This is a genomic window from Calothrix sp. FACHB-168 (genome assembly GCF_963889195.1).
Lineage (GTDB): Bacteria > Cyanobacteriota > Cyanobacteriia > Cyanobacteriales > Nostocaceae > Aulosira > Aulosira anomala_A.
In genome coordinates, this window is sequence record NZ_CAWPNJ010000030.1 from 70077 (window position 1) to 93753 (window position 23677).

Annotated in this window: 21 protein-coding genes; 10 read left to right on the top strand and 11 right to left on the bottom strand. The window is 40.9% G+C overall.

Features of this window, described 5'->3' with window-relative positions; all coding sequences use genetic code 11:
- The first annotated feature begins 520 nt into the window (after nucleotides 1-520).
- The 3 genes from AACW45_RS18470 to AACW45_RS18480 all read left to right on the top strand — a co-directional run bounded on the left by AACW45_RS18470 (nucleotide 521) and on the right by AACW45_RS18480 (nucleotide 3017).
- A complete protein-coding gene (locus AACW45_RS18470) occupies nucleotides 521-1114 on the top strand; it encodes a COP23 domain-containing protein (RefSeq protein WP_190628308.1) in 594 nt (197 codons plus the stop codon).
- A 63-nt stretch (nucleotides 1115-1177) separates the two neighbouring features.
- A complete protein-coding gene (locus tag AACW45_RS18475) occupies nucleotides 1178-1897 on the top strand; it encodes a S1 family peptidase (protein ID WP_199330937.1) in 720 nt (239 codons plus the stop codon).
- A 229-nt stretch (nucleotides 1898-2126) separates the two neighbouring features.
- Nucleotides 2127-3017 carry a S1 family peptidase gene (locus AACW45_RS18480; protein WP_190628311.1) on the top strand — a complete coding sequence of 297 codons (891 nt, stop codon included), beginning with the start codon at nucleotides 2127-2129 and terminating at the stop codon, nucleotides 3015-3017.
- A gap of 83 nt (nucleotides 3018-3100) precedes the next feature.
- Here AACW45_RS18480 and AACW45_RS18485 read toward each other — a convergent pair whose 3' ends face one another.
- The 5 genes from AACW45_RS18485 to trxA form a co-directional block, all read right to left on the bottom strand.
- On the bottom strand, nucleotides 3101-3799 hold the full coding sequence (locus AACW45_RS18485; protein ID WP_190628737.1) for a glutathione binding-like protein: 699 nt from the start codon (nucleotides 3797-3799) through the stop codon (nucleotides 3101-3103).
- A gap of 79 nt (nucleotides 3800-3878) precedes the next feature.
- Nucleotides 3879-4568: an SDR family NAD(P)-dependent oxidoreductase gene (locus AACW45_RS18490; RefSeq protein ID WP_190628313.1), complete on the bottom strand. Its 690-nt coding sequence runs from the start codon at nucleotides 4566-4568 to the stop codon at nucleotides 3879-3881.
- A gap of 173 nt (nucleotides 4569-4741) precedes the next feature.
- Entirely contained in the window at nucleotides 4742-5407 is a 666-nt protein-coding gene (locus AACW45_RS18495) for a nitroreductase family protein (protein WP_190628315.1), read from the bottom strand.
- Between the two features lie 597 nt (nucleotides 5408-6004).
- Nucleotides 6005-7120, bottom strand: a complete 1116-nt coding sequence (locus tag AACW45_RS18500; RefSeq protein WP_190628317.1) for an alkene reductase — start codon at nucleotides 7118-7120, stop codon at nucleotides 6005-6007.
- Nucleotides 7121-7237: 117 nt separating this feature from the next.
- Complete coding sequence (gene trxA / locus AACW45_RS18505; protein ID WP_190628319.1) at nucleotides 7238-7564, bottom strand: thioredoxin; 327 nt, start codon at nucleotides 7562-7564, stop codon at nucleotides 7238-7240.
- An 80-nt stretch (nucleotides 7565-7644) separates the two neighbouring features.
- On the opposite strand from trxA, the gene AACW45_RS18510 reads away from it, so the two are divergent.
- Complete coding sequence (locus AACW45_RS18510; RefSeq protein WP_190543295.1) at nucleotides 7645-7998, top strand: ArsR/SmtB family transcription factor; 354 nt, start codon at nucleotides 7645-7647, stop codon at nucleotides 7996-7998.
- Nucleotides 7999-8044: 46 nt separating this feature from the next.
- On the opposite strand, the gene AACW45_RS18515 is transcribed toward AACW45_RS18510, so the two are convergent.
- Both AACW45_RS18515 and AACW45_RS18520 read right to left on the bottom strand, forming a co-directional pair.
- Nucleotides 8045-8848, bottom strand: a complete 804-nt coding sequence (locus AACW45_RS18515) for a creatininase family protein (RefSeq protein ID WP_190628321.1) — start codon at nucleotides 8846-8848, stop codon at nucleotides 8045-8047.
- Between the two features lie 367 nt (nucleotides 8849-9215).
- The gene (locus AACW45_RS18520) at nucleotides 9216-10112 is read right to left on the bottom strand and encodes a LysR substrate-binding domain-containing protein (protein WP_190628323.1); all 897 of its coding nucleotides are present in this window, start codon (nucleotides 10110-10112) and stop codon (nucleotides 9216-9218) included.
- Between the two features lie 316 nt (nucleotides 10113-10428).
- Here AACW45_RS18520 and AACW45_RS18525 point away from each other — a divergent pair, with 316 nt between their 5' ends.
- Nucleotides 10429-11328, top strand: a complete 900-nt coding sequence (locus AACW45_RS18525; protein WP_190628325.1) for an aspartoacylase — start codon at nucleotides 10429-10431, stop codon at nucleotides 11326-11328.
- A 282-nt stretch (nucleotides 11329-11610) separates the two neighbouring features.
- Here AACW45_RS18525 and AACW45_RS18530 read toward each other — a convergent pair whose 3' ends face one another.
- The 3 genes from AACW45_RS18530 to AACW45_RS18540 all read right to left on the bottom strand — a co-directional run bounded on the left by AACW45_RS18530 (nucleotide 11611) and on the right by AACW45_RS18540 (nucleotide 13571).
- Nucleotides 11611-12339, bottom strand: coding sequence for a DUF3891 family protein (locus AACW45_RS18530; RefSeq protein WP_190628326.1), 729 nt, complete (start codon nucleotides 12337-12339; stop codon nucleotides 11611-11613).
- A 95-nt stretch (nucleotides 12340-12434) separates the two neighbouring features.
- On the bottom strand, nucleotides 12435-13127 hold the full coding sequence (locus AACW45_RS18535; RefSeq protein WP_096641605.1) for a manganese catalase family protein: 693 nt from the start codon (nucleotides 13125-13127) through the stop codon (nucleotides 12435-12437).
- A gap of 165 nt (nucleotides 13128-13292) precedes the next feature.
- Nucleotides 13293-13571 carry a GlsB/YeaQ/YmgE family stress response membrane protein gene (locus AACW45_RS18540; protein ID WP_190628328.1) on the bottom strand — a complete coding sequence of 93 codons (279 nt, stop codon included), beginning with the start codon at nucleotides 13569-13571 and terminating at the stop codon, nucleotides 13293-13295.
- Nucleotides 13572-14039: 468 nt separating this feature from the next.
- On the opposite strand from AACW45_RS18540, the gene AACW45_RS18545 reads away from it, so the two are divergent.
- Nucleotides 14040-15398, top strand: a complete 1359-nt coding sequence (locus tag AACW45_RS18545; protein WP_190628330.1) for an amino acid permease — start codon at nucleotides 14040-14042, stop codon at nucleotides 15396-15398.
- 170 nt (nucleotides 15399-15568) lie between these two features.
- Nucleotides 15569-16216, top strand: a complete 648-nt coding sequence (locus AACW45_RS18550; RefSeq protein ID WP_190628740.1) for an SAM-dependent methyltransferase — start codon at nucleotides 15569-15571, stop codon at nucleotides 16214-16216.
- 265 nt (nucleotides 16217-16481) lie between these two features.
- On the opposite strand, the gene hemN is transcribed toward AACW45_RS18550, so the two are convergent.
- Nucleotides 16482-17864, bottom strand: a complete 1383-nt coding sequence (hemN, locus tag AACW45_RS18555; protein ID WP_190628332.1) for an oxygen-independent coproporphyrinogen III oxidase — start codon at nucleotides 17862-17864, stop codon at nucleotides 16482-16484.
- Nucleotides 17865-18483: 619 nt separating this feature from the next.
- On the opposite strand from hemN, the gene acsF reads away from it, so the two are divergent.
- From acsF to hypF, 3 genes are all read left to right on the top strand, one after another.
- Nucleotides 18484-19560, top strand: a complete 1077-nt coding sequence (gene acsF / locus AACW45_RS18560; protein WP_190628334.1) for a magnesium-protoporphyrin IX monomethyl ester (oxidative) cyclase — start codon at nucleotides 18484-18486, stop codon at nucleotides 19558-19560.
- Between the two features lie 474 nt (nucleotides 19561-20034).
- Nucleotides 20035-21252, top strand: coding sequence for a hypothetical protein (locus tag AACW45_RS18565; RefSeq protein ID WP_190628336.1), 1218 nt, complete (start codon nucleotides 20035-20037; stop codon nucleotides 21250-21252).
- Nucleotides 21242-23620: a carbamoyltransferase HypF gene (gene hypF, locus AACW45_RS18570; RefSeq protein ID WP_190628338.1), complete on the top strand. Its 2379-nt coding sequence runs from the start codon at nucleotides 21242-21244 to the stop codon at nucleotides 23618-23620. Before AACW45_RS18565 ends, hypF begins: the two co-directional genes overlap by 11 nt.
- Nucleotides 23621-23677 lie beyond the last annotated feature (57 nt).

A 23677-nucleotide genomic window follows, 5' to 3' on the forward strand; every position in this document is an offset into this window, starting at 1 on the left:
AAGATTGTAGGGGCATGGCATTGCCATGCCCTCTAGAATATTTTGATGTGTCGCTAAAAATATTAGTACATGCATAAGTCTATATACAGTTTCTAACCCTTTTTATAGCTCAGTAATTAGCTATAAATTTTCAATTATTCAAGACTCAGGATGGTAATTCATTCTTGATATAAATACTTACAGCATATTTCAGGTAAATGAGTAAGCGCTTCGGGGCATGGCAGTGCCAGTGCCCCTACAATCAACGATTATCTGTACCTCACTAACTGGCAATCTGCTGTAATTCATGAATGTTAATAAGCGAATTTTGACGATTAGATAATTATAATTGCCAAAATTGTGCTGAATTGACTATAATTAATGGAACAATTCATTTTTGCTGATTATCGCAATTGCGTTGCAATTAGTTGGGGATTTTTGCTGATAATTAGGCAAAAAATGAGATGAATTTAAAATTGGGGAATCCTTAAAAAAGAATAAAAAGCTAACTTTATTTACATTTAAGGAGTATAGCATCACGATGAAACTGCAATCATTAACAACAGTTTTCACAGTAGGTGCGATCGCATTTGGGGCTACTGTTTCTCTACATCAACCAAGCTACGCCCAAGCAAGAGGATTTTATTGCGATCGCACCACAGGCGTACCCGTAACAGTGTACCAAACTTACTCCGGTGCGAGGGAACCTTGGATTCGCTGGACTTCTAATTATTTCACACAATCAGGCTACGACCCAGTACAACGTTGTGAAGAAGTCAGTGCCAGATTAGAAACATATCGACTGAGCAAAAAGCTGAGATTTATTACTGTCGGTATCATGAATGGGCAAAGAGTTGTCTGTACTGCTAGCAGATTTAATGGACGTTGTGAAGGCTTGATATTTACCCTCAAACCCCGTGAAGATGGAGTAAGAACCCTAAATAATCTCTTAGCATGGCGTGATGGACAAGCTGGTGCCCCATCCCTCTATGAAAGTGGTACAGTACCTTATATAGATGTGAGCGATCGCTTAGGACAAGATACAAACCCTACACCATCGTCTACTCCTAGCAATGTTGAGCCAGTACCATCCCAACCGCAACCGGATGGAGGACGTAGCGGAGAGTTCAATTAAATGTCCCTCAGTGGTTGGTTATTATTGGGGCTGATCATAAATTTAGCGAGCGCGCAATTTGATTTGCCAGTTCAGCAGAGTACTATTGCCCAAACAGTCCCTAAATATTCTCTCACAACTCCCACCCAGAAAGAGAAGATTCAAAAATTAGCACAACAAACTACTGTGCGCATCCTCACCGCTAATGCTTCAGGTTCTGGTGTGATTGTGCAGCATCAAGGACAAATCTACACAGTATTAACTAGCTGGCATGTAGTCGCTTTTAGCGATCGCCATACAATTATCACCCCTGATGGTCGTCGTTATACTCCATCGCGCCAACCACAGCAACTAGGTAATAGCGATTTAGCAATTACTCAGTTTCGCAGTAATTCCCGCTATCAAATCACAACAATTAGCACTGAACCCGTAAAACTAGGAGAGCCTGTATTTGCAGCTGGCTTCCCCATGTACCAAGGACAGAGTTTAGCCACTACTTTTGATCGAGGTATCAAAATATTCCGCTTTACCACTGGCGAAATATCAGTCTTACCCCCAAAATCTCTCGCGCAAGGTTATCGCTTAGGTTACACAAATGATATTGCTATAGGTATGAGCGGCGGCCCGATTTTTAATGCTAGTGGCTTGCTAATTGGGATTAATGGACGCATGAAAAACCGCGATCCAAATTTTGGTATGTATACCTTTGAAGATGGTACAGAACCACCACTAGGATTGTTACCACAAATAGTTAGTTCTAGTTGGGGAATTCCTATTACTAATTATTTGCAGTTTCATAACTAGCTTGGAAATAGCGTTGACGGTTGACGGTTGACTGTTGATTGGGAAGAAAGAGAGATTTTCAGGTTTGGTCTGTCCTAAAAGAGTTATTTCCCCCTTGTCCTCCTTGTCTCCCTTGTCCTCCTTGTCCTCCTTCCCTTCCCTCACCTTCCCTTCTCTTTCATACAAGGCGATGAAAATGGTTTCATCGAGACTGCCTTTTTTGATAATTTTCACCTCAGAGTAGTTAATTATGAATTTCAGTTTTTCTCGCTTTAACTCTGTTCCTGGATTCTTAACAGGAACAGCAGTAGTAGCAGCCATAGTAATTAATCAGCCTGCATCTGCTAAAACAGCCAAAGAAGTAGCGCAAATTGCAGTACCCACAACAGTGCGAATTGATAATTCATTAGGTAGTAATTATGGTGGTTCTGGGGTAATTATTAGTAGAGATGGTAATACTTATACTGTATTAACAGCAAATCATGTGGTTAAAAGTGCAAATACTGAATACAGCATTCGCACCAGCAAAAATAAAACTCATAACGTCATTTCTGTGCAAAATTTACAGAGAAATGATAGCGATCCAGATTTAGCAATTGTGAAATTTGAAAGTACAGAAGAGTATCCTGTTGCCCCAATTAGCAATTCTGATAATGCGGGAATTGGTACAGGTATTTATATTTCTGGTTATCCCATGTCTATTGAGAATAATAACGACCGGGAATATGAGTTTACAAAAGGACAAATTACCAGCCGTCCAGAAAGCAAGCCTCAAGGCTATACTATGCGTTATGATGCGGTGACGCGACGGGGTATGAGTGGCGGCCCGGTATTTGATGTGAGCGGGCGTGTGGTAGGAATTCACGGACAAGGCGATCGCGACGGAGTAATTAAAAATGAGTCTGCTAGCGGCGGAGAGATAGAAATCAAAACAGGCTTTAACGCAGCCATTCCGATTAATACATTCAAGGAAGTAATTTCTCAAACTGGCGTACAAGTTGCATTCCAAGAAGATAATTCCCAAGCTGAAAATGTGGAAGCAACCCAACCAACAAAAGCTGAAGTCAGAAGTTGGGCGCAAGATTTTGCCACCGGAGTAGTTAACACCATTATTGAGAGGGTGATTCCTCGTTTTTGGTAAGAAAAAACTGAATACCAATTTGAAAAAAGAATGCGCCAAATTGTAGGGGCATGGCATTGCCATGCCCTCTAAAATATCCAGGATTAACGTTGAATAGTCTGGGCGGATTGATTAAATAATAAATCCCGTGACTTCTCAATATCTAATGCCTGATTTTTCAATGCTTCCGCCTTTTCATAAGCGCGAATTGTCGCCGGACGAGCTTTAATTGCCTCAAACCAACGCTTTAAATTGGGAAAATCTTCTAAGTTTTGACCTTGACGTTCATAAGGCACAATCCAAGGATAAGTGGCAATATCAGCAATGGAATAATCGCCTGCTACAAATTCTCTATCTGCCAATCTTTTATCTAAAACTGCATATAATCGCCCTGTTTCTTTAACGTAGCGATTAATAGCATATTCAATTTTTTCTGGTGCATATTGGCTAAAGTGGTGGTTCTGTCCCGCCATTGGCCCTAAACCGCCGATTTGCCAGAATAACCACTGTAAAACCTCTACACGTTGGTGTAAATCTTGAGGAATTAACTTTCCGGTTTTTTCTGCTAAATATAACAGAATTGCACCAGATTCAAAAATAGAAATTGATGTGCCGCCATTGGCAGGTTCATTATCAACAATTGCTGGGATACGATTGTTAGGTGAAATCTTTAAAAATTCCGGCTTAAATTGGTCACCAGCGCCAATATTTACCGGAATAATATTATAAGTAAGTCCAACTTCTTCTAAGAAAATTGTGATTTTATGACCGTTGGGTGTTGTCCAATAATATAAGTCAATCATGGTAGGTTCTCCTGATTTTGGGCATTGGGCATTGGGCATTGGGCAGACGCGATGAATCGCGTCTCTACAATTGTGTTTATTAAAAACGCTCAACCCAAGGACGTAGTTCTACTTCCCATGTCCAAGCGCTGCGGGGTTGATTTAAGATGTTGAGGTAAGTTTGAGCGATCGCATCCGGATCGAGGGTACTATCTGGGTTATCTGCTGGATCTTGGCGTTCTGTAGAACGAATTACACCATCGATGACAAAATGTGCTACGTGAATATTCTTAGGTGCTAATTCCCTAGCAATGCTTTGTGCTAAACCCCTTAAGGCAAATTTACCCATTGCAAACGGTGCAGATTGCGAGTAACCTTTAATACTCGCAGAAGCTCCGGTAAAAAATATCGCCCCTCCTCCTTGCTGTAACATTCTTTTAGCAGCAGCTTGGGCAACAATAAACCCTCCATAAGCAGTAATTTCTAAAGTCTTAGCAACTTCGCTAGGTTCGAGTTCAATTAAAGGCCCTCGTACTCGAAAACTGGGATTGTAAACAACTACTGTCGGAGTACCAAGTTGATTTTCAACATCGCTAAATAACTGGTTTACTTCCTCTGGTTTTGCAGCATCAGCAGCGAAGCTAACTGCACCTATTTCATTACTTAGCTGTGTCAGTTTCTCAATGCTGCGAGCAGCTAGGGCGATTTTCAGTCCTGATTTGGCAAATAAACGGGCAATAGAGGCGCTTAATCCATTACCGGCTCCGACTATTAAAGCTGTTTTTGGCATAGGTGCAATTTTCCTTTAAGGGTGAAATTTGATGAGCTAGGGAAAAATGTTAAACCTGCAATGAGCCAGCTATGATGAAGCGAACCACGCGCCGAAAAATAAAGGATTGTTGAATGTTGACTGTTGACTGTTAACAGTTAACCGTCAACAGTCAACTTTATTATCGCTAAGAATTACCCCTGATAAGCGTTACCAATTCTGTCTACAGATACGTTAGCAGATAAAGGTAAACGACCAGGATTAAGGCGTGGTTCTGCGGCATAGCCAACAGGTACAATAACTGCGATCGCTAAATCTGGATCTTCAGCTGCACCAATCACTGCTTTCACTTGATCTTCAATCCAACCATTCATAAAACAGGTGGATAATCCTAAGCTTTCGGCTGCAAGTACTAAATGGGTAGCTGCAATGATTGCATCTTTGATTGCATATTCGCGTCGCTTGTCTCCTAAACCAGCTTGGAATTGCGGGATAGCATTTTTAAAGTAGTTGACTGTACCTTCATTCCAGGCACCAGTTTTCAGTGCTTCTTCGTAAATTGGTGTTAAATCTTTTTCTCCAGCGTTCGGATCTGCTGCAAACACAAATGTTACAGGTGCTTGGATAATTTGTTTTTGATTCCAAGACGCAGCTGCTAAAGCTTCTTTTTGTGCTTCATCTTGCACCAAAATAATTTGCCAAGCTTGAATATTAAAACTACTAGGTGCAGCTACGGTTAATTCTACTAGTTGCTTGAGTAGTTCTGGGGCTATGGGGTCTGATTTAAAAGTCTTAATAGAACGACGCTGAACAATAGCAGTGGGTACATCTAGGATTTGAGTAGGTGCGATCGCGCTCATGAGATTCTCCTGATTGTTGAAGTTGCTATCCAGTGATAGCGATTCTGATTATCGGTCTAAATGCTTTTTTGGTGTAAAAGGTTGCCACCCATTACGCCAAAGCAATTATAATGGAACCCGTTGAAAACTCAAGCGCCTTTAGGCAGGGGGATGGCAGTTGCTTCAAGCCTGGGAACCCTTTCGGCAGTTCCTCCTCGGGGAAACCCCCAAGATCGAACGGCCGCACCAACGCACTGCCTAATAAAAACGATTTGAGGTGTTTAGTCCTCAGTAAAATCTAGTAGAATACCTATAACAGGCATGGTAATCAACCTGTATAAAAACCTAACTGCCTAGCGGCAATCTGTACCTTGACAATTGAAGATATGGGGTTCTATTCCATAGTTCTAGTTCCTTGCCAGGAATAGGTAAAATCTACATGGGGGCTAGACGACACAGAATTTAAACAAACAAATTCTTGGAGTAATCCAGCTACCGAGGGGCACTCGGAAAGTTAACGCTTGAGGAGAGAACCACCTCTTTTTTAGATACCGCAAGGGGTCTAATTTAAGTGGACTCGTTGAATCAAGAATCTCCTTGCCTTTAGGCAGGAGAGTGTCAAAAACTCACTGCTGGTTCGTTCGCAGGCGACCAAAACGGATAATCTGTATATCCCTTTTCCCCGCCACCATAGAAGCTTTCAGGAATTGGCTGATTTAAAGGTGCATTTAAAGCCAAACGTCGCGGTAAATCGGGATTAGCAATAAATAAACTGCCAAAAGCGATTAAATCAGCTTGTTGATTCGCCAACACCGCATTACCTTTTTCCGCCGTATAACCACCACAGACAATTAGTGTTCCTGTATACATTTCTCTGAGATAATCCGTTGGTACTGCTGTTCCGCCATGTCTGATATCTGCGTCTGTGGATTCAATCAAATGCAGATAAGCTAAATCAAATTGGCTCAATACTTGCGCAATATATCCAAAAGTTTCTAAAGGATTAGAGTCACGCATATCGTTAAATGTCCCGCTAGGGGAAAGGCGAACTCCTACCCGTTTACTATCCCAAACGCTGGTAACAGCCTCGACAATTTCTCGTAAAAATCGGACGCGGTTCTCAATACTACCGCCATACTCATCTGTTCTTTGATTCGTACCATCCCGGAGAAACTGGTCAATTAAATAACCATTAGCCGCGTGAATTTCTACGCCATCAAACCCCGCAGCTAGAGCATTTGCTGCTGCTTGACGGTACTGTTCTACAATAACCGGAATCTCGGAAGTTTCTAAAGCGCGGGGAGTAACAAAAGGTTTTAATCCTTCAAAAGTTAATGCTTGACCTTCTTGAGGTGCGATCGCCGAAGGTGCAATAGGTAATTCGCCATTTGGTTGCAAATCAGGGTGAGAAATCCTGCCTACATGCCACAGTTGCAGAAAAATTCTACCACCCTGTTGATGTACAGCATCCGTTACCAACTTCCAACCCGCCACCTGTTCTGGTGAATGAATCCCCGGTGTATTTGGATACCCCTGTCCTTGGAGTGAAATTTGAGTTGCTTCTGCAATAATCAATCCAGCCGAAGCACGTTGCACATAGTATGTAGCATTTAACTCATGTGGTACATTGCCCTGACCGGCTCTTTGCCTAGTTAAGGGAGCCATAACTATGCGATTGGGCAGTTCTAAGTTACCCAATTGATAAGGAGAGAACAAGTTAATACTATTATTCATTGCTCAAATTTTGAGTATAAACAATTCAGCCATAGTTTGGGAAGGGAGCAGGGGTGCAGAGGGGGTAAATAAATCAATGCCCAATGCCCAATGCCCAATGCCCCATGCCCATTAACTTTAAGAAATATGCTGTGCTAAAGTCTTAGCTAAAGTGGTTTTGGGCACCGCACCCACAACCGTATCGACTTGTCGTCCACCCTTAAATACCATTAACGTAGGGATACTCCGAATACCATAATGGCTAGCAACAGTAGGATTTTGATCTGTGTTCAATTTCACTACTTTTACTTGTCCATCGTATTCGCTAGCGACCTCATCGACAACCGGAGCTACCATTCTGCAAGGGCCGCACCAAGGTGCCCAAAAGTCTACTAGGACAGGAACTTGGCTTTCTAGAACTTCTTGCTTAAATGTGGCTTCCGTGACACTTGTAACGGATGACATAATTGTCCTCCTAATTTAATTCTATTATTCGATATTATCGAATAAGTAAAATATAAGCCATTTTATGAGATAGTGCAACTATGAGATTTTTGTATCATCCAGACCGAAAAGATATAACATTAGCGGGAGTGCTATACGCCTTAGGCGATCCGGTGAGGCTAGAAATTGTGCGGTTGTTAGCTACCAAGGGGGAGCAATGCTGTGCAGGGTTTGATTTTGCGATCGCCAAATCCACAATGTCCAATCATTTTAAAATTTTACGGGAGTCAGGCGTAGTACTAACCCATAAAGAAGGAACGCAGCACATCAACCAATTGCGGCGAGAAGATTTAGAAGCCAGATTCCCCGGATTACTAGATGCAGTCTTGCAATCAGCCCAACCATTAAATATTTGTGCCACAGCAGGTAAGCAGGTATTGGGGCATAGGGTATAGGGCATAAGGGGGACAAGGAGGATAAATGAAAATTGTAGAGACGCGATTAATCGCGTCTAATTGGTTGAAAGTGATAAATGTCACGTATGACTTGTACCCAGCCATCGGAAAGGGATTCGAGAATGCGATCGCCTTTTTCTTTGGTAGCGGTTGTAGCATCGCCAATCACACCAGTTTTACTGATATCTTTTGTTACCCAAGCTACAGGTAATTGACCTTCCCAACTTAGCAATGTACTTTGTGGTTGTTCTGGTGGATATTCAGCAACAACTTTATCGAGTTTTACTTGCTCCGGTAACAGTGCCAACATTAAACTCGTTTCCGCATCGCCGGCGTGCATACCTAATTTAGCTTCTTTAGGAGTTAGCAATTCTTTGGTAATATTAGGCGCACGCCAGGTAAACAAGGGAAATACCGAAAAATCCCCATATTTTACATGTAAATCCCGCGCCGCCATTTGCATAACTTGCGGCTGTCCCCCGTGGGAATTCATCAACACTAATTTTCTAAATCCAGCCCGGTAAATACTTTCTCCCACCTCCATAATTGTGGCTGTGAGAGTTTCTGTACTCAAGGTAATAGTGCCGGGAAAGTGCCAGTGTTCGTTAGATTTACCATAGTTAATGCTGGGCAAAGCATAAGCCGGAATGCTGGAGTCAAGTTTTGCCAAAGCTTTCCCCAACACCCCAACCCCAATAGCCGCATCCACAATTAGCGGCAGATGGGGGCCATGTTGTTCAATTGCGCCTACTGGTTGAATAATTACTACATTTTCCTTATTTGGCATCTCTTGGATATCAGTCCAACTCAGGTAAGGAAAAAAGCGTTCTGGGGGTATGAAGCTATGCATTTGATTAATCTCGCGTCCTTTTTATCTTACCTGGGGGCAGGGGGACAAGGAGGACAAGGAATTTTAGATTTTAGATTTTAGATTCAAACCCAATCCAAAATCGCAAATCCAAAATCCAAAATTGAATTGCCCAATGCCCAATGCCCAATGCCCAATTTCCGCCAAAGTTTAATTTTTTTGGAAAATGTGATCTAGAACACCGACTAGAAATTGAACGGATGATATCGTTTAGTTGTGTGTGAGGAGCAAGTTAAAACGAAAAACACCCGGGGTGGAAACACGGCAACACTCCCAGGTGTTTTTTGTTTCATATACAAGAAATATATTTTACTAAAAATAAGCAAGGCGATCGCTAAATTTAACCCCACTAAATTTGAAAGTAGGTTAACTCCCGAATTACCTTGAGAAATTCCTGCAAAACCGGTGATGAATCTTCTCGTCGCCAGACAACGACAATCTCGCGGGAGAAATCTGCACCTTGGATTGGGCGATAAACTACGCCTGTACGTTGCAGATTTTGCACGTTGCTAGGTAACAGTGCAACTCCCATACCGCCAGCAACTAAACTGAGAACGGTGATTGTCCAAGTTGCTTCTTGAACTACTTGGGGGAAAAAACCAGCTTGCTGACAGAGGTTAATAATTTCTGTATAGGAAGGGACAATTTCCGGCGAAGGTAACACAAAAGGTTCATTAGCCATCGCAGCGAGAGGAATTTCTGCTAGATTGGCGAGGGGATGGGTAGCGGGTAATGCAATCACCAAGGATTCGCGGACAATGGGTAGATAACTTAAGTGAGAATTTTGTTGATGGGAATGGGATAAACGATCGAATGCGACATCGAGACGACGATTGAGGAGTTCTTGAATTTGTTCGGAACCTGTGAGTTCGCGCAATATAAGTTTGACATGGGGAAAGCGATCGCGAAATGTGCGTAACATATCTGGAAGCACGCTATTAGCCACAGAACTATTGGTTCCGACGATTAACTGGCCAATTTCGCCGCGACTCGCCCTTTGCGTTTGAAAAATCGCTTGTTCTAGTTGATTTAAAACTAATCTCGCTTCTTCTAAAAATACTTGTCCCGCAGATGTAAGTTGTAAGGGGCGCTTTTTGCGATCGAATAATTTAACACCAATTTCGGCTTCTAAGGCGCTAATCTGTTGACTGAGGGGAGGTTGCGCTATATGCAGACGTTGAGCTGCGTAGCTAAAGTTTTTTTCTTCAGCCACAGCAATAAAGTAGCGCAAATGTCGAAGTTCCATCGCTTCCCCAAACCACTATTATTTTAGGACTTATGCAAGTGTCATATTTTTTTCGTTTAGGTTGTCAAGAGTCAAAAGTCCAAAGTCCAAAAAACCTTAATTTTTGACTATTGACCCTTGACCCTGGACTCTTAGACCAGAAGATAATTGTGCCATTTGCATAAATCCTATATTTATTACTATATTTTTTATATATAGTGTACTTGTGCAAAAAATATCTTAAATATAGTTGCTTTCCCTTATATTGACAAATAGAGACTATTGAGCAAGATTCATCCCAAGAACGTCTCAGGTTATCGGGGTAATCAGTAGGAATATGAGCAAAATTAAGCGTGTTGTAATTGTTGGTGGAACTCACGGAAATGAAGTTACGGGAATTTATCTAGTTAAAAAATTTGAGCGATCGCCTCATTTAATTCAACGTTCAAGTTTTGAGAGTCGGACATTGATCGCCAATCCTAAAGCTAGTGCGATCGGTAAAAGATACGTAGATACAGATTTAAATCGCTGTTTTCTCCGCGAAGATTTAGAAAACCCAAATTTGGCTAGTTATGAAGCACAACAAGCCAAATTAATTCATCAAACTTTTGGCTTGCAAGGTAGTCAGCCAGCAGATTTTGTGATTGATTTACATAGTTCTACAGCTAATATGGGGCTGACTATTATTTTAGGTAATGAGAATTCATTAAATCTGCATTTAGGAGCTTATCTGACATCAATTAGTCCTAAAGTAAATATCCTATTTTCTACCAGTCAGCAAAAGTTCAGACCTCACTTAGATTCAATTTGTGAATTTGGCTGTACTTTGGAAGTTGGTGCAGTGGCACAAAATGTTTTAGATGCTGCATTATTTCAAGAAACGGAAACAATTATTCACGCTATTTTAGATTATTTAGAAGCTCATAATCAGGGAACAGCACCGCCTGTAAAAGATAATATCAACGTTTATCACAGCATTGAAACCATCGACTATCCCCGAAATGAGATAGGAGAAATTGAAGCAATGATTCATCCAAAACTACAATTTCAGGATTATCAACCATTGCATCCGGGAGAGCCGATATTTTTAAATTTTGAGGGTAAAGAAATTGTTTATGCAGGTGAATCTACAGTGTATCCCGTCTTTATTAATGAAGCAGCTTATTACGAAAAAGGAATTGCAATGTGTATAACGCAATTAAGCAAGATAAATATTAATAATCAGAGACGCGATTAATCGCGTCTGTACAATTGTGAATTAATATAGGATTCATATTTGATTTTTTTACCTAAAATATTCTGTATGTAGGGTGTGTTGTCGCGTAGCGCAACGCACCAAAGCCCAGAATACTGGATTGACACAGCTAAAATAGTGCATCAGTAAAACTCTTGTGGGATGGGCGTCTCGCCCGTCCTGGGCGGACAAGATGTCCACCCCACAAGAAAATATATTGCAACATTTTAGCTGTGTTAGTCCACTAGATATACTAATCGCGTCTGTACAATATTCAATTAATAGCTAACTTTTTACAAATGTCCACTCTAAGATTTTGATGGGTGCTTCTTGGAGTGCTTGAGTAAGTTCAGCGCTGTTCTTGAATTTCAACTGATTAATTTTACAGGCTTCGATATTGACTGTAAATTTCTCATTCTCAAAAGGCCAAGGTTTGACAGTTACTAAAGAATCGTTACGTTGCATAATATCATAACGCTCATCATCAGGGCCTTTGCTAATTTCTAACCAGCGTTCATCCTCAGGTAGTTGTTGTTGACAGAGAATTAAAGACAGGCGATCGCACCATTGCATAAATGCATAAGCTGCATCTACATCTTTCTTTTGAATCCCTAATTCTTTAGTCCAAATTTTTTGATTTTCTATTTGCTCATCCAGAAATTTGGCTAATTCTGGACTTTGATCGCGATTTCCTTCATATAGATAACTCACATGTCTAGAAATTAATAAAGCTACCCAGCGTCCGCGATAACGAGCATTTTTGACTAAATTTATTTGTTTATCTACAAGTACATCTTTACCTAAGGTGAAATCCATTGGCGCACCAGCGTCGGTGACAATATCTTCTTCCCATTCTTTCTCTAAATCATCATGATGAGAAATTGCGGCGATGGTTTCATATAAGCGAGGTGGAGCATTTTTACGCCGCCACTGTCCTGCTAATTGTGCTGCTAATAAAGCATGTGCGCGATGGTAAATAATTTCCCAACCATCGGATGTAACATTTACAATCACTAGTTAATTCTCCATAATTTTAACTTTATTTTTCCGGAAAAATGAGCCAGAGAATTAACTTCTAACTGGCTCATCTTATGTTATTCCTCAGTTAATTAGGAATGCTTTTGTAGTGGATCGGCAATATATTTGAATGTTGGTTCAGAATTCCAGGGGCCGCGCTCATCATGACCATTACCGTTTGTAGATAAATTGTAGTAGAGAGCGACAGTTTCATCTGGCTGAATATTACCAAAAAGTGGATCTGTTAATTTACCCAGAGAATCCAGTGCTTTCATAAACATTTGGGTATGAGAGATTTCTCTGGTTAACAGATGAACTAATGTTTTTTTAGTACCATCATCTGTAGCTAACTTAATCAACTCTTCGTAAGTTTGACGCGCACCAGCTTCGGCTGCAATATTAGCTCGCAAATCGCGGACTACATCGCCACCTTCGTTGATATAATTTGCAGTCCAAGCACTACCTTGACTATCTAAAAAGTGAGGCCCGATACCACGAATAGCAAAGAGAGTACTCTTATAAGCCTCTGTTTGATCGGTATTTTTTGTATGGGATTCAATGAGTTTACCCACCATTTCTAAATGACCAAACTCTTCAATCGCAATATCTTGTAGCATGTCTTTAATACCAGCATTTTCGACATGAAAAGATTGCACCCAATATTGTAGAGCAGCTGTAAGTTCTCCTGTAGCTCCACCAAATTGTTCGAGGAGTAACTGCGCAAACCGAGGGTTCGCCTCGCTAACGTTTACTACATGAATCGGTTCTTTTTTATGAAAAAACATTTCTTGGTTCTCCCTGAAACAATAATGTGGTTAAACTAATTAATAATTCATCCTTCGTAATCCGTACTCACAAGTAATGCTGATGTTGGCGAAGAGTAATTAATTACATTTATCTTGTCTGATTTAATTACGAATTACGAATTACGAATTACGAATTAGTAATTATTACGCTCTGCTGCTTCTGTTTAATAATCCCCATAAATAAATAGCAATAATTGCACCAATTACAGCTATAAATAGACCTGTTAGACTAAATCCAGCACCAGCAGCAGTAATTTGCAAAGTTCCTGTTTGTAAAAGCGTGTACAGACTTCCACCAATGAAAGCGCCGATAATGCCTAAGACAATTGTGGAAAGGATACCGCCACCCTGATAACCTGGATAAATTGCTTTTGCGATCGCACCAGCTAAAAGTCCTAAGACAACCCAAGCAATAATATTCATAAACTCCTCAGAAATCTTGTCTGGTTATTACATAATTTATCTATTAATCATTTAAATTGTTTCTACCAGTTGAGATAAATGTAACAACCGAAAGACAGATAAAGATTTTCTTGATTTATGAGAATTATCTGCTCTAATTATGTTGATTGCTTGATAAGAATCTGAAAATCACAAGTGATATTTTTAATTCTAGCTGTTTTGCTCAAGGCTATAAAAATTAGGCTATCTGTTTCTACCTTGAGAAATAAATTGCTTATCTGTCTTTTTATAGATGTGTTAATTAATCTAAATATTTTTAGATATAAATATTGCGCTTTTAAGCTGCATAAATAATCTTATGAGCTTTTACTAAAGCTAAGTAATTTTTTAGTCTTGAGTATCAAGAGGAGGGTAATTCTGTTGCTATCACAATGATGAAATTTAAATACAGAATACCCCTCGAACGCTCAACAACAATCAGGAGTACCAGTGACTAGACGTGAAAACTTCAGTTTAATTCAGCAGGTAGGATCGCCGGAAATAGCCACACCCAAGCAATCGCTAACATTACCGGATGCTGTGGCGCTGATTGTGGGGATTGTTATCGGGGCGGGGATTTTTGAAACCCCGGCGTTGGTAGCGAATTATGCAGGTAGCGATGTTGCGGTGCTGCTGTTCTGGCTAGTTGGTGGTGCAGTTTCTTTGGTAGGCGCATTATGCTATGCAGAGTTAGCCACAACTTATCCTGATGTTGGTGGTGTTTATTATTACTTGAAACGAGCTTTTGGTAAGGGAATCGCCTTTTTATTTGCTTGGGCGAGGATGACAGTAATTCAAACAGGTTCCATTGCACTGTTAGCATTTGTTTTTGGGGACTATGCTTCTCAAATATGGCGCTTGGGGACATTTTCACCCTCTATATATGCAGCAGTGGCGATCGCACTTTTAACTGCTTTGAATATTGTCGGTTTGCAACAAGGTAAGTGGACGCAAAATTTACTCACTGCGGCGAAAGTTTTAGGTTTATTACTGGTGGTAATTATTGGTTTAACTGCCACATCTGATACTACTATCCCTGTAGAATCCACAGCGTCTAGTAACTGGGGATTAGCAATGGTGTTTGTGCTGTTGTCCTACGGTGGCTGGAACGAAGCAGCTTATATTGCAGCAGAAATACAAAATCGACGCCGTAATATTTTGCGATCGCTTTTATTGAGTATTGGTATTATTACCACCATTTACCTGCTAATCAATTGGGCTTATCTGCGCGGCTTAGGTGTAGCAAATATGGCACAATCGGAAGCCGTCGCCGCAGATTTAATGCGATCGCTTTGGGGCGCACCCGGAGCCTTTTTTGTCAGTCTACTGATAGCAATTTGTACATTAGGCGCAACCAACGCCACAATTTTTACCGGGGCGCGGACTAATTACGCCTTAGGGCAAGATTTTGCGCTGTTCGGTTTCATGGGACATTGGCGACAAAGGCCTAGCACACCTACCTATGCCTTACTTTTGCAAAGTGCGATCGCCTTAGCCTTGGTTATCTTGGGTACCCTCACCCGCAAAGGCTTTGAAACAATGGTAGATTACACCGCCCCAGTGTTTTGGTTTTTCTTCCTGCTTTCCGGGATATCGCTGCTGGTATTACGCCAGCGCGAACCGCAAATACCACGAGCCTTTCGCGTACCTTTGTATCCGTTCACACCTTTACTTTTTTGTGCAGTGTGCGCCTATCTGCTTTACTCCAGCTTAGTTTATACCGGAGTAGGTGCAGTGCTTGGCGTCGCAGTTGTCGCAGCAGGAATACCCCTATTTTTGTGGAATCAATACCGTCAACGAAGGGCGTAAGGTAAAGGGGACAAGGAAGACAAGGAGGACAATTGTAGAGACGCGATTCATCGCGTCTTTGCCCAATGCCCAATGCCCAATGCCCAATGCCCAATGCCCAATGCCCAATGCCCCATGCCCCATGCCCATTTTCAAATAACCCAAATACCAAAAAAATTAGGAGTCTTGTGATGAATTTCTCCAAAATTCTGCTTTTACTAGCTACAGGATTTAGTGTTGTCAGCTTTGGTATTACTGGCTGTACAACTCAACAGCAAAGTTCAGAAACAGACACTCAAGAACCAGCAGTAACTGTTCAGCAAACCGAAGCACCAGCAACTACAGAACAACCCCAAGAACGCCCTGGTGATGTTCCCTATGTTCCTACGCCTCAGCCTGTGGTAGATGCAATGTTAAACGTTGCTAAAGTGGGTAAGAATGATGTACTTTACGATCTGGGTAGTGGTGATGGCAGAATAGTAGTCACAGCCGCCCAAAAATACGGAACCCAAGGCGTAGGTATAGATATCAATCCCGAAAGAGTTGCCGAAGCTAATCAGAATGCGCAAAAAGCTGGAGTAAGCGATCGCGTTAAGTTTGTCCAGCAAGATTTATTTAACACCGATTTGAGTCAAGCTACAGTAGTGACGCTCTACTTGCTACCTGATGTTAACATCAAACTCCGCCCCAAATTATTTAAAGAACTTAAACCCGGTACTCGGATTGTTTCTCACGCCTTTGATATGGGCGATTGGAAACCACAACAGACATTAAATGTTGATGGTAAAACTATTTATTATTGGGTAGTTCCGGAAAATGTTCCGGCGAATTTGCGATAGTCATTGGTCATTTGTCATTGGTCATTTGTCATTGGATTGATTTTTGGCATTAAGTTTTATGGTTTGAAAAAAGAAGGCCATAAATGGTAGGGGCATGGCAATGCTATGCCCTCTAGAATATATTGATGTGCTTACCCGACATATCGCCCGCAGGCTGGAAGCCTGGGGCTATAGATACGAAGCCTGCCTTCGCAGGCTTTGTTAAATTAGCCGCACCATTCTATGGTGACGGCGGGATTTGAGGATGAGTGAGGATTTAAATCGCCTATATTGCTCTTGAGAAATGTTTTTCCTTCTTTCTCATGTGATTATCAAAAATCACCGCAATATTTCTCACTAACAATCGACCAACATCTGTAATTAAAATGTAGTTTTTAGATATACTAACCAGCCCATCAGCTTCTAGGGGCTTTAACATCTCTAATTCGTGGCTGAAGTATTCATCAAAACAAATTTGATATTTATCAGCGATGTCTTGTTTATGTAACTGAAAGTGAGACATAATACTCATGATGACATCGCGTCTAATAATGTCATCTTGATTGAGTTTGATACCTTTACTCAAAGGCAAATTATCTGTAGAAATTGCCTGATAATATTCCTTCAGTTGCTTGTGATTTTGGAAATAAGCATCTTCTAACATGCTGATAGAGGTAGCACCAAACCCAAAAAGTTCCGTTTCCGCGTGGGTGGTGTAGCCTTGGAAGTTCCGCTTCAGAGTGCCATTGCGTTGCGCGATCGCTAATTCATCGTTAGATTTAGCAAAATGATCCATACCAATAAACATATACTCATTATTGGTTAATTCTTCAATGGTCATTTTGAGAATTTCTAACTTTTCCTGGGGAAGAGGTAAAGCTGATTCAGGAATATTTTTTTGTGCTGGTTTAATCCAGGGAATATAAGCAAAATTAAAAACTACAATTCGGTCAGGATCTAATGCAATTGTCTTTTTGATTGTTTCCCGAAAACTTTGCCGAGTTTGATAAGGTAAACCATAAATTAGGTCTACATTCACGCTTTCAAATTGGGCTTCTCTCACCCAACTCATGACATCAAATAGCATTTCCTCCGGCTGGATACGATTAATTGCTACTTGAACTTCATGATTAAAATCTTGAATGCCAAAACTAATGCGATTAAACCCAATTTTTCTCAGAAATAAAATGTAGTCTCTATCTACATAGCGGGGGTTAATTTCAATAGAAATTTCTGCCGATGGGTCAATAGTAAAGTGTTGGGTGATATGTTTCCAGATAAATTCTACTTGCTCAGGTTCTAAGTAATTAGGTGTACCGCCACCCCAATGAATTTGCAGGACTTTGCGCTCAGAATCGATTAAAGCTGCGGTTTGCTGAATATCTTTAACCAAATTTTCTAGGTAAGGTTTGGCAATATTCTTGTTATTAGAAATTACCGTATTACAGCCGCAAAAGTAGCAAGCACTCTGACAAAAGGGGATGTGGAAATATAAAGATAAGGGCGTTTTTCTTTGATTTGAAGCTGCGATCGCATTTTGTAAATCATCTAGGCTGAATGCTTCGCTTAATTCAGTAGCAGGTGGGTAACTGGTGTATCTGGGTGCAGGTGCATCATACTTTTGGATCATCTCCAGATCGAATTTGACACCAGGTAAGAGAAAAACCATCAAAACCTCCGAAGTAATGCGACAATGCGACCTTGCGGTTTTTGCTTGTATGGGGTATTAGAGACGCGATTAATCACTCTTGTAGAGACGCGATTAATCGCGTCTCTACTGTTGTTTTGTCCGCATCTTTCCCATATGTGAATCGAATAACTTATTGAACTCAGGACTTACGCAGGTGTTGAGGATTTGTACTTCCTTCATATTCAATCGTCAGCACTCTCGGCAAATGAGCCACAGTTCACAGTCAATGCCAGAGCTAGAGAATTGTTATTCTGGGGTAAGGCAGGATTCGCACCAATCTATCCAGCACATATCATGCCGATGCGTAGAACCAATGGTTCTTGCCCTAAGGCATCGCCGCCATTTTTCTTTCTCCCAAAATTATTTAACTATTTCTCTTTGTATAACTATTAAGCTATTAATATTTCTTTATCTTTGTCTGTGTGTGTAGGCACATATTAATGGGGCATTGGGCATGGGGCATGGGGCATGGGGCAACAGTCAACAGTCAACCGTCAACCGTCAACCGTCAACCCCTCCATTTGCAGAACTTAACTATTCAGAACAATATTTTATGCTTATATAACTATTGGAAGATTTAATCATAAAAGGATTCTCAATGGTGAAGTCTCTTGAAACTCCGGAGCCTCAGATGCTGAAGCCAGGTATTAAAGCGCCTGTGCAGGAAACATTATTAACACCCCGGTTTTATACTACTGACTTCGCCGCAATGGAGAAGTTAGATATTTCTGCTAATGAGGCTGAGTTATTAGCAATTGTTGAGGAACTGAGGGCTGATTATAACCGCCATCATTTTGTGCGCGATGATGAATTTAAACAATGTTGGGATGGCATTCAAGGAGAAACAAGACGTTCTTTTATTGACTTTTTAGAACGTTCTTGTACTTCCGAATTTTCTGGGTTTTTATTGTTTAAAGAACTGTCACGCCGCCTGAAAGAAAAGAACCCAATTTTAGCAGAAGCTTTCCAATTAATGGCAAGAGATGAAGCACGCCATGCAGGTTTTCTCAATAAATCAATGGCTGATTTTAATCTTTCCTTAGATTTGAGCTATCTGACCAAAAATCGTACTTATACATTTTTTCCGCCAGAGTGGATTATTTACACAGTCTATCTATCGGAGAAAATTGGGTACTGGCGCTACATTTTAATGTATCGGCATTTGCAGAAAAATCCCCAATATCAATTTTATCCCCTCTTCCGAAAATTTGAGAGTTGGTGTCAGGATGAGAATCGACATGGAGATTTCTTTAAAGCGTTACTCAGGTCGCAACCCAAATTATGGCAGAATTGGAAAGCGCGGTTGTGGGTGCGGTTCTTTTTGCTGACGGTGTTTGTTACCCATACTATTACAGTCTTTGAACGCGCTAGTTTTTACCAATCCATCGGTATACATCCGCGCAAGTATAATCAGCAAGTGATTCGCGAGACGAATAATACCGCCGCCCGTGCATTTCCGTTGATTTTAGATACTAATCACCCGGAATTTTTCTGGCGATTAGAACAGTGTTTTGAAAATAATCAGAAATTGGCAGAGATTAACAACAGCGATCGCTCTAATTTTCTCAAGTTCTGGCTGAAAGTACCAGCGATCGCGGCTATTATCTGGCACATGTTGCGGATTTATCTGGTTAAACCCATTAATGCGGAGTTAACAAGGGAAACAGTTCTGTGAATGCGTCATAGCAGTAGTCTTGATGAAAAAATTTTCATCGCCATGTAAGAAACAGAAGGAGGACAAATAACCAATGCCCCATGCCCAATTCCCAAATTGCAACTACCAATACACAAATACTCACATCCAGAGTTTTACAATAATTAGTAATGGAATTAGTTGAGGATTTAGGGACTTCCAAGTAAAAAAATATTCCATTAGTATTTTTCACTGTTTACAGTCAATCAATTTTAGATTTTGGATTTTAGATTTTAGATTAACTACACCGATTCCGGGATGCAGCTTGGGGATTTTAGATTAACGATTTTAGATTTGTTCCGCCCACGTTCGCGTAGCGTCTCGGAGAGAGGGGCGGGGCTTGTACCAAAGAAGTAATCCAAAATCCAAAATTTAAAATCTAAAATTGGCACGGTCAACAGTCAACAGTCAACAGTCAACAGAATTACGAATTAGATTCACATCCCTAAGCGGTTAATGCACAAATCCATCAGACTGAATTCCTCATCTTCATTACCGCCAGAATCAACAGAAATTGCTCCAAAATTACCCTTTGATTCAACAGGTGCCGAGGTAATTTTAGGTGATATTCTTGAACCGGGACAATTAGCGATTCCATTAGCGCCTAATTCCAAAAATATGTTTGGCCCTCGTGGTGCTTGTTTATTATCAGAAACAGGGCCATTATGGGTAGCAGATACAGGACATCATCGCTTATTAGGATGGCGAAATTTACCTACTAAAGATAATCAAAGTGCTGATTGGGTAATTGGACAACCAGACTTTTATCATGAGGGACAAAATGCTAAAGGTACGCCAGGAAAAGCAACTTTTAGCGTACCTACAGGAATTTGTGCTTGTGGTGCAGGATTAGCTGTTGCAGATGCTTGGAATCATCGTGTATTAATTTGGCATAAATTACCAGAAGATAGTCATGTTCCTGCCGATTTGGTATTAGGACAAGCTAATTTTACTGATAACGAACCAAATCGCGGCACTCAAGTAGCCGCAGCTAATACAATGCATTGGCCTTATGGTATTTGCTATCACCAAGGACGGCTATTTGTGGCGGATACAGGTAATCGGCGGCTGTTAATTTGGCAGCAATTACCAACAGAAATTGGACAACCAGCCGATTTAGTTTTGGGACAACCAGATATGGTATCCCGGAATGAAAATGGCGGCGGTTCTCCCACCCCTTCTAGTATGCGCTGGTGTCACGATATTACCTTTTGGGGTGACAATTTAGTTGTCGCTGATGCTGGTAATAATCGGGTGATGATTTGGCAAGGGATACCAACAGAAAATAACGCCCCTTGTGCAGTGGTATTAGGACAGAAAAATTTTGAATTTACCGAGTTAAATCGAGGTGTTTATTTTCCTTCTGCTGCTAGTTTAAGTATGCCTTATGGTGTAGATGTGGCTGGTGATTGGTTAATAGTTGCCGATACAGCTAATTCGCGCTTGCTAGGATGGAAGAAACCAGAGTCAATTTTATCACTGCAAGGTGTGGCGGCAGATGCAGTTACCGGACAAACAAATTTTCAAAATAAAGGTGAAAATCGCGATTTTGGCTTGCCTACAAGAGACAGTTTAAATTGGTGTTACGGCATAAAAATTTGTGGCAAAACTGCGGTAATAGCTGATTCTGGAAACAACCGAATTTTGCTGTGGCGGTTTAATTATGGTGAGTGAAAAAATTAGAATTCGCGGTACAGTTCAGGGTGTGGGATTTCGCCCGACTGTGTACCGTATTGCTAAAGCTTGCGGTTTGCGGGGCGATGTTTGTAATGATGGAGAAGGCATATTAATTCGCGCGGTTGGTAGCGAAGCAGCTTTAGAAGAATTTATCCACAGATTACAACAAGAATGTCCGCCTTTAGCGAAAATCCAGGAAATTATCAGAACTCCTGGTGTAGATGAATGGGAATTTGCTGATTTTGCGATCGCGCATAGCCTCAGTGGTACAGTAAAAACAGAAATTTCCCCCGACGCTGCTATCTGTCCCCAATGTCAACAGGAAATTTTTGACCCCTTTAGCCGCTTTTTCCGTTATCCCTTCACCAACTGTACCCATTGCGGCCCCAGATTAAGTATTATTCGCGCCATTCCCTATGACAGAAGCAATACAAGTATGTCTGCATTTGTCATGTGTCCCCAATGCGAGAAGGAATACTACGACATAGAAAATCGCCGCTTTCACGCCCAACCTATAGCTTGCTATAATTGCGGGCCTCAAGCTTGGTTAGAACGTGCTGATGGTAAATCAATTACCGCTTCTATGTTCTCTATGTTAGATGATGTGGATGCAGTTTGTACCTTATTACAAAAAGGCGAGATAGTTGCAATTAAAGGTTTAGGGGGAATTCATTTAGCTTGTGACGCAACTGTAGAGGCTGCTGTGCAAAAATTGCGTCAGCGTAAACAGCGATATCACAAACCCTTAGCTTTAATGGCAAGAGATATAGATATCATTGCCGAATATTGCATAATTAGCGATCAAGAAAAAGAATTACTCACGAGTCCGGCTGCGCCTATTGTTTTGTTGAAAAGGAAGAGGCTAGGGAATGAGAAATTAACTAAGTATGCAATTGCACCTTCAGTTGCACCAGGGCAAAATAGCCTTGGTTTTATGTTACCTTATACGCCCTTACATCATTTAATTCTCAAGCGGATGAATCGCCCAATTGTGTTAACTAGCGGTAATTTATCCGATGAACCACAATGTATTGATAATGGCGAAGCTAGAGAAAGATTAGGAAAAATTGCTGATTATTTTCTCCTACATAATCGCGAGATTGTTAATCGCGTAGATGATTCAGTGGTGCGTGTTGTTAGCGATAAAGTGCAAACAATTCGCCGCGCTAGAGGCTATGCCCCAGCACCAATTAATTTACCACCAGGATTTGAAAATATCCCGCCAATTTTAGCAATGGGTAGTGAGTTAAAAAATACCTTTTGCCTATTAAGAGAAGGCGAGGCGATTCTCTCCCAACATTTAGGCGATTTAGAAAATGCTGCCACTTTTAATACTTATCAAGATACTCTAAATTTATACTTAAATTTATTTCAACATCAACCCCAATCTATCGCCATAGATAAACATCCAGAATATCTTTCTAGCAAACTGGGTAAAGAATTAGCAGCCGCTAACCAAATCAAAATTTATCCGATTCAACACCATCACGCCCATATAGCTGCTTGTATGGCAGAAAATGGGATTCCTCTCAATTCTCAGCCTGTTTTAGGTATTGCTTTAGACGGCTTAGGTTATGGCGAAGATGGTACATTTTGGGGTGGAGAATTTTTATTAGCAGATTATCGCCAATTTAAGCGCCTAGCAAGATTTAAACCAGTGGCGATGATTGGGGGAGAACAAGCAATTTATCAGCCTTGGCGAAATACCTACGCCCACCTCATCGCCGCAGATGATTGGCAAAATTTAACACAAAAGTATGGCGATTTAGAAATATTAAATTTTTTCAAGCAAAAGCCGCTAAAGTTACTCAATCAGCTTATAGAGCAAAATATCAACTCTCCCTTAGCATCCTCAGCCGGGAGATTGTTTGATGCAGTAGCGGCGGCGATTGGCATTTTTAGAGAAGATTGTAGCTATGAAGGACAAACTGCGATCGCAATGGAAGCATTAGCCGAGAGTCATAACTTAAATAATTCTGAAGAAAATCCAAACTATCCTTTTAATTTTACCTTTTTCGATAGTATTTATTGTATAGACCCTAGCCCCATGTGGCTTGCCTTACTCACAGATTTACAGCAGCAAATATCTCCAGGGATAATTGCTGCCAAATTTCATAGAAGTTTAGCCATAGCAATTATCGAAATGGTTAAACATCTATCTCAAGAAAATCTCATTCATCAAGTAGTCCTAACAGGAGGCGTATTTCAAAATACTCTTTTATTGAAGCAAGTCACCCAGGGATTACAAACATTAGGAATAGAAGTATTAACTCACAGTTTAGTTCCTCCCAACGATGGAGGTATATCTTTAGGACAAGCGGTCATTCTTGCCGCATATAATTTAACAGAAAACACGCTTATTTAATTATATATTTTGGATAGATTTTCTGCGCCTCTGTAGTTCGTCCTCTCCCACAAGGAA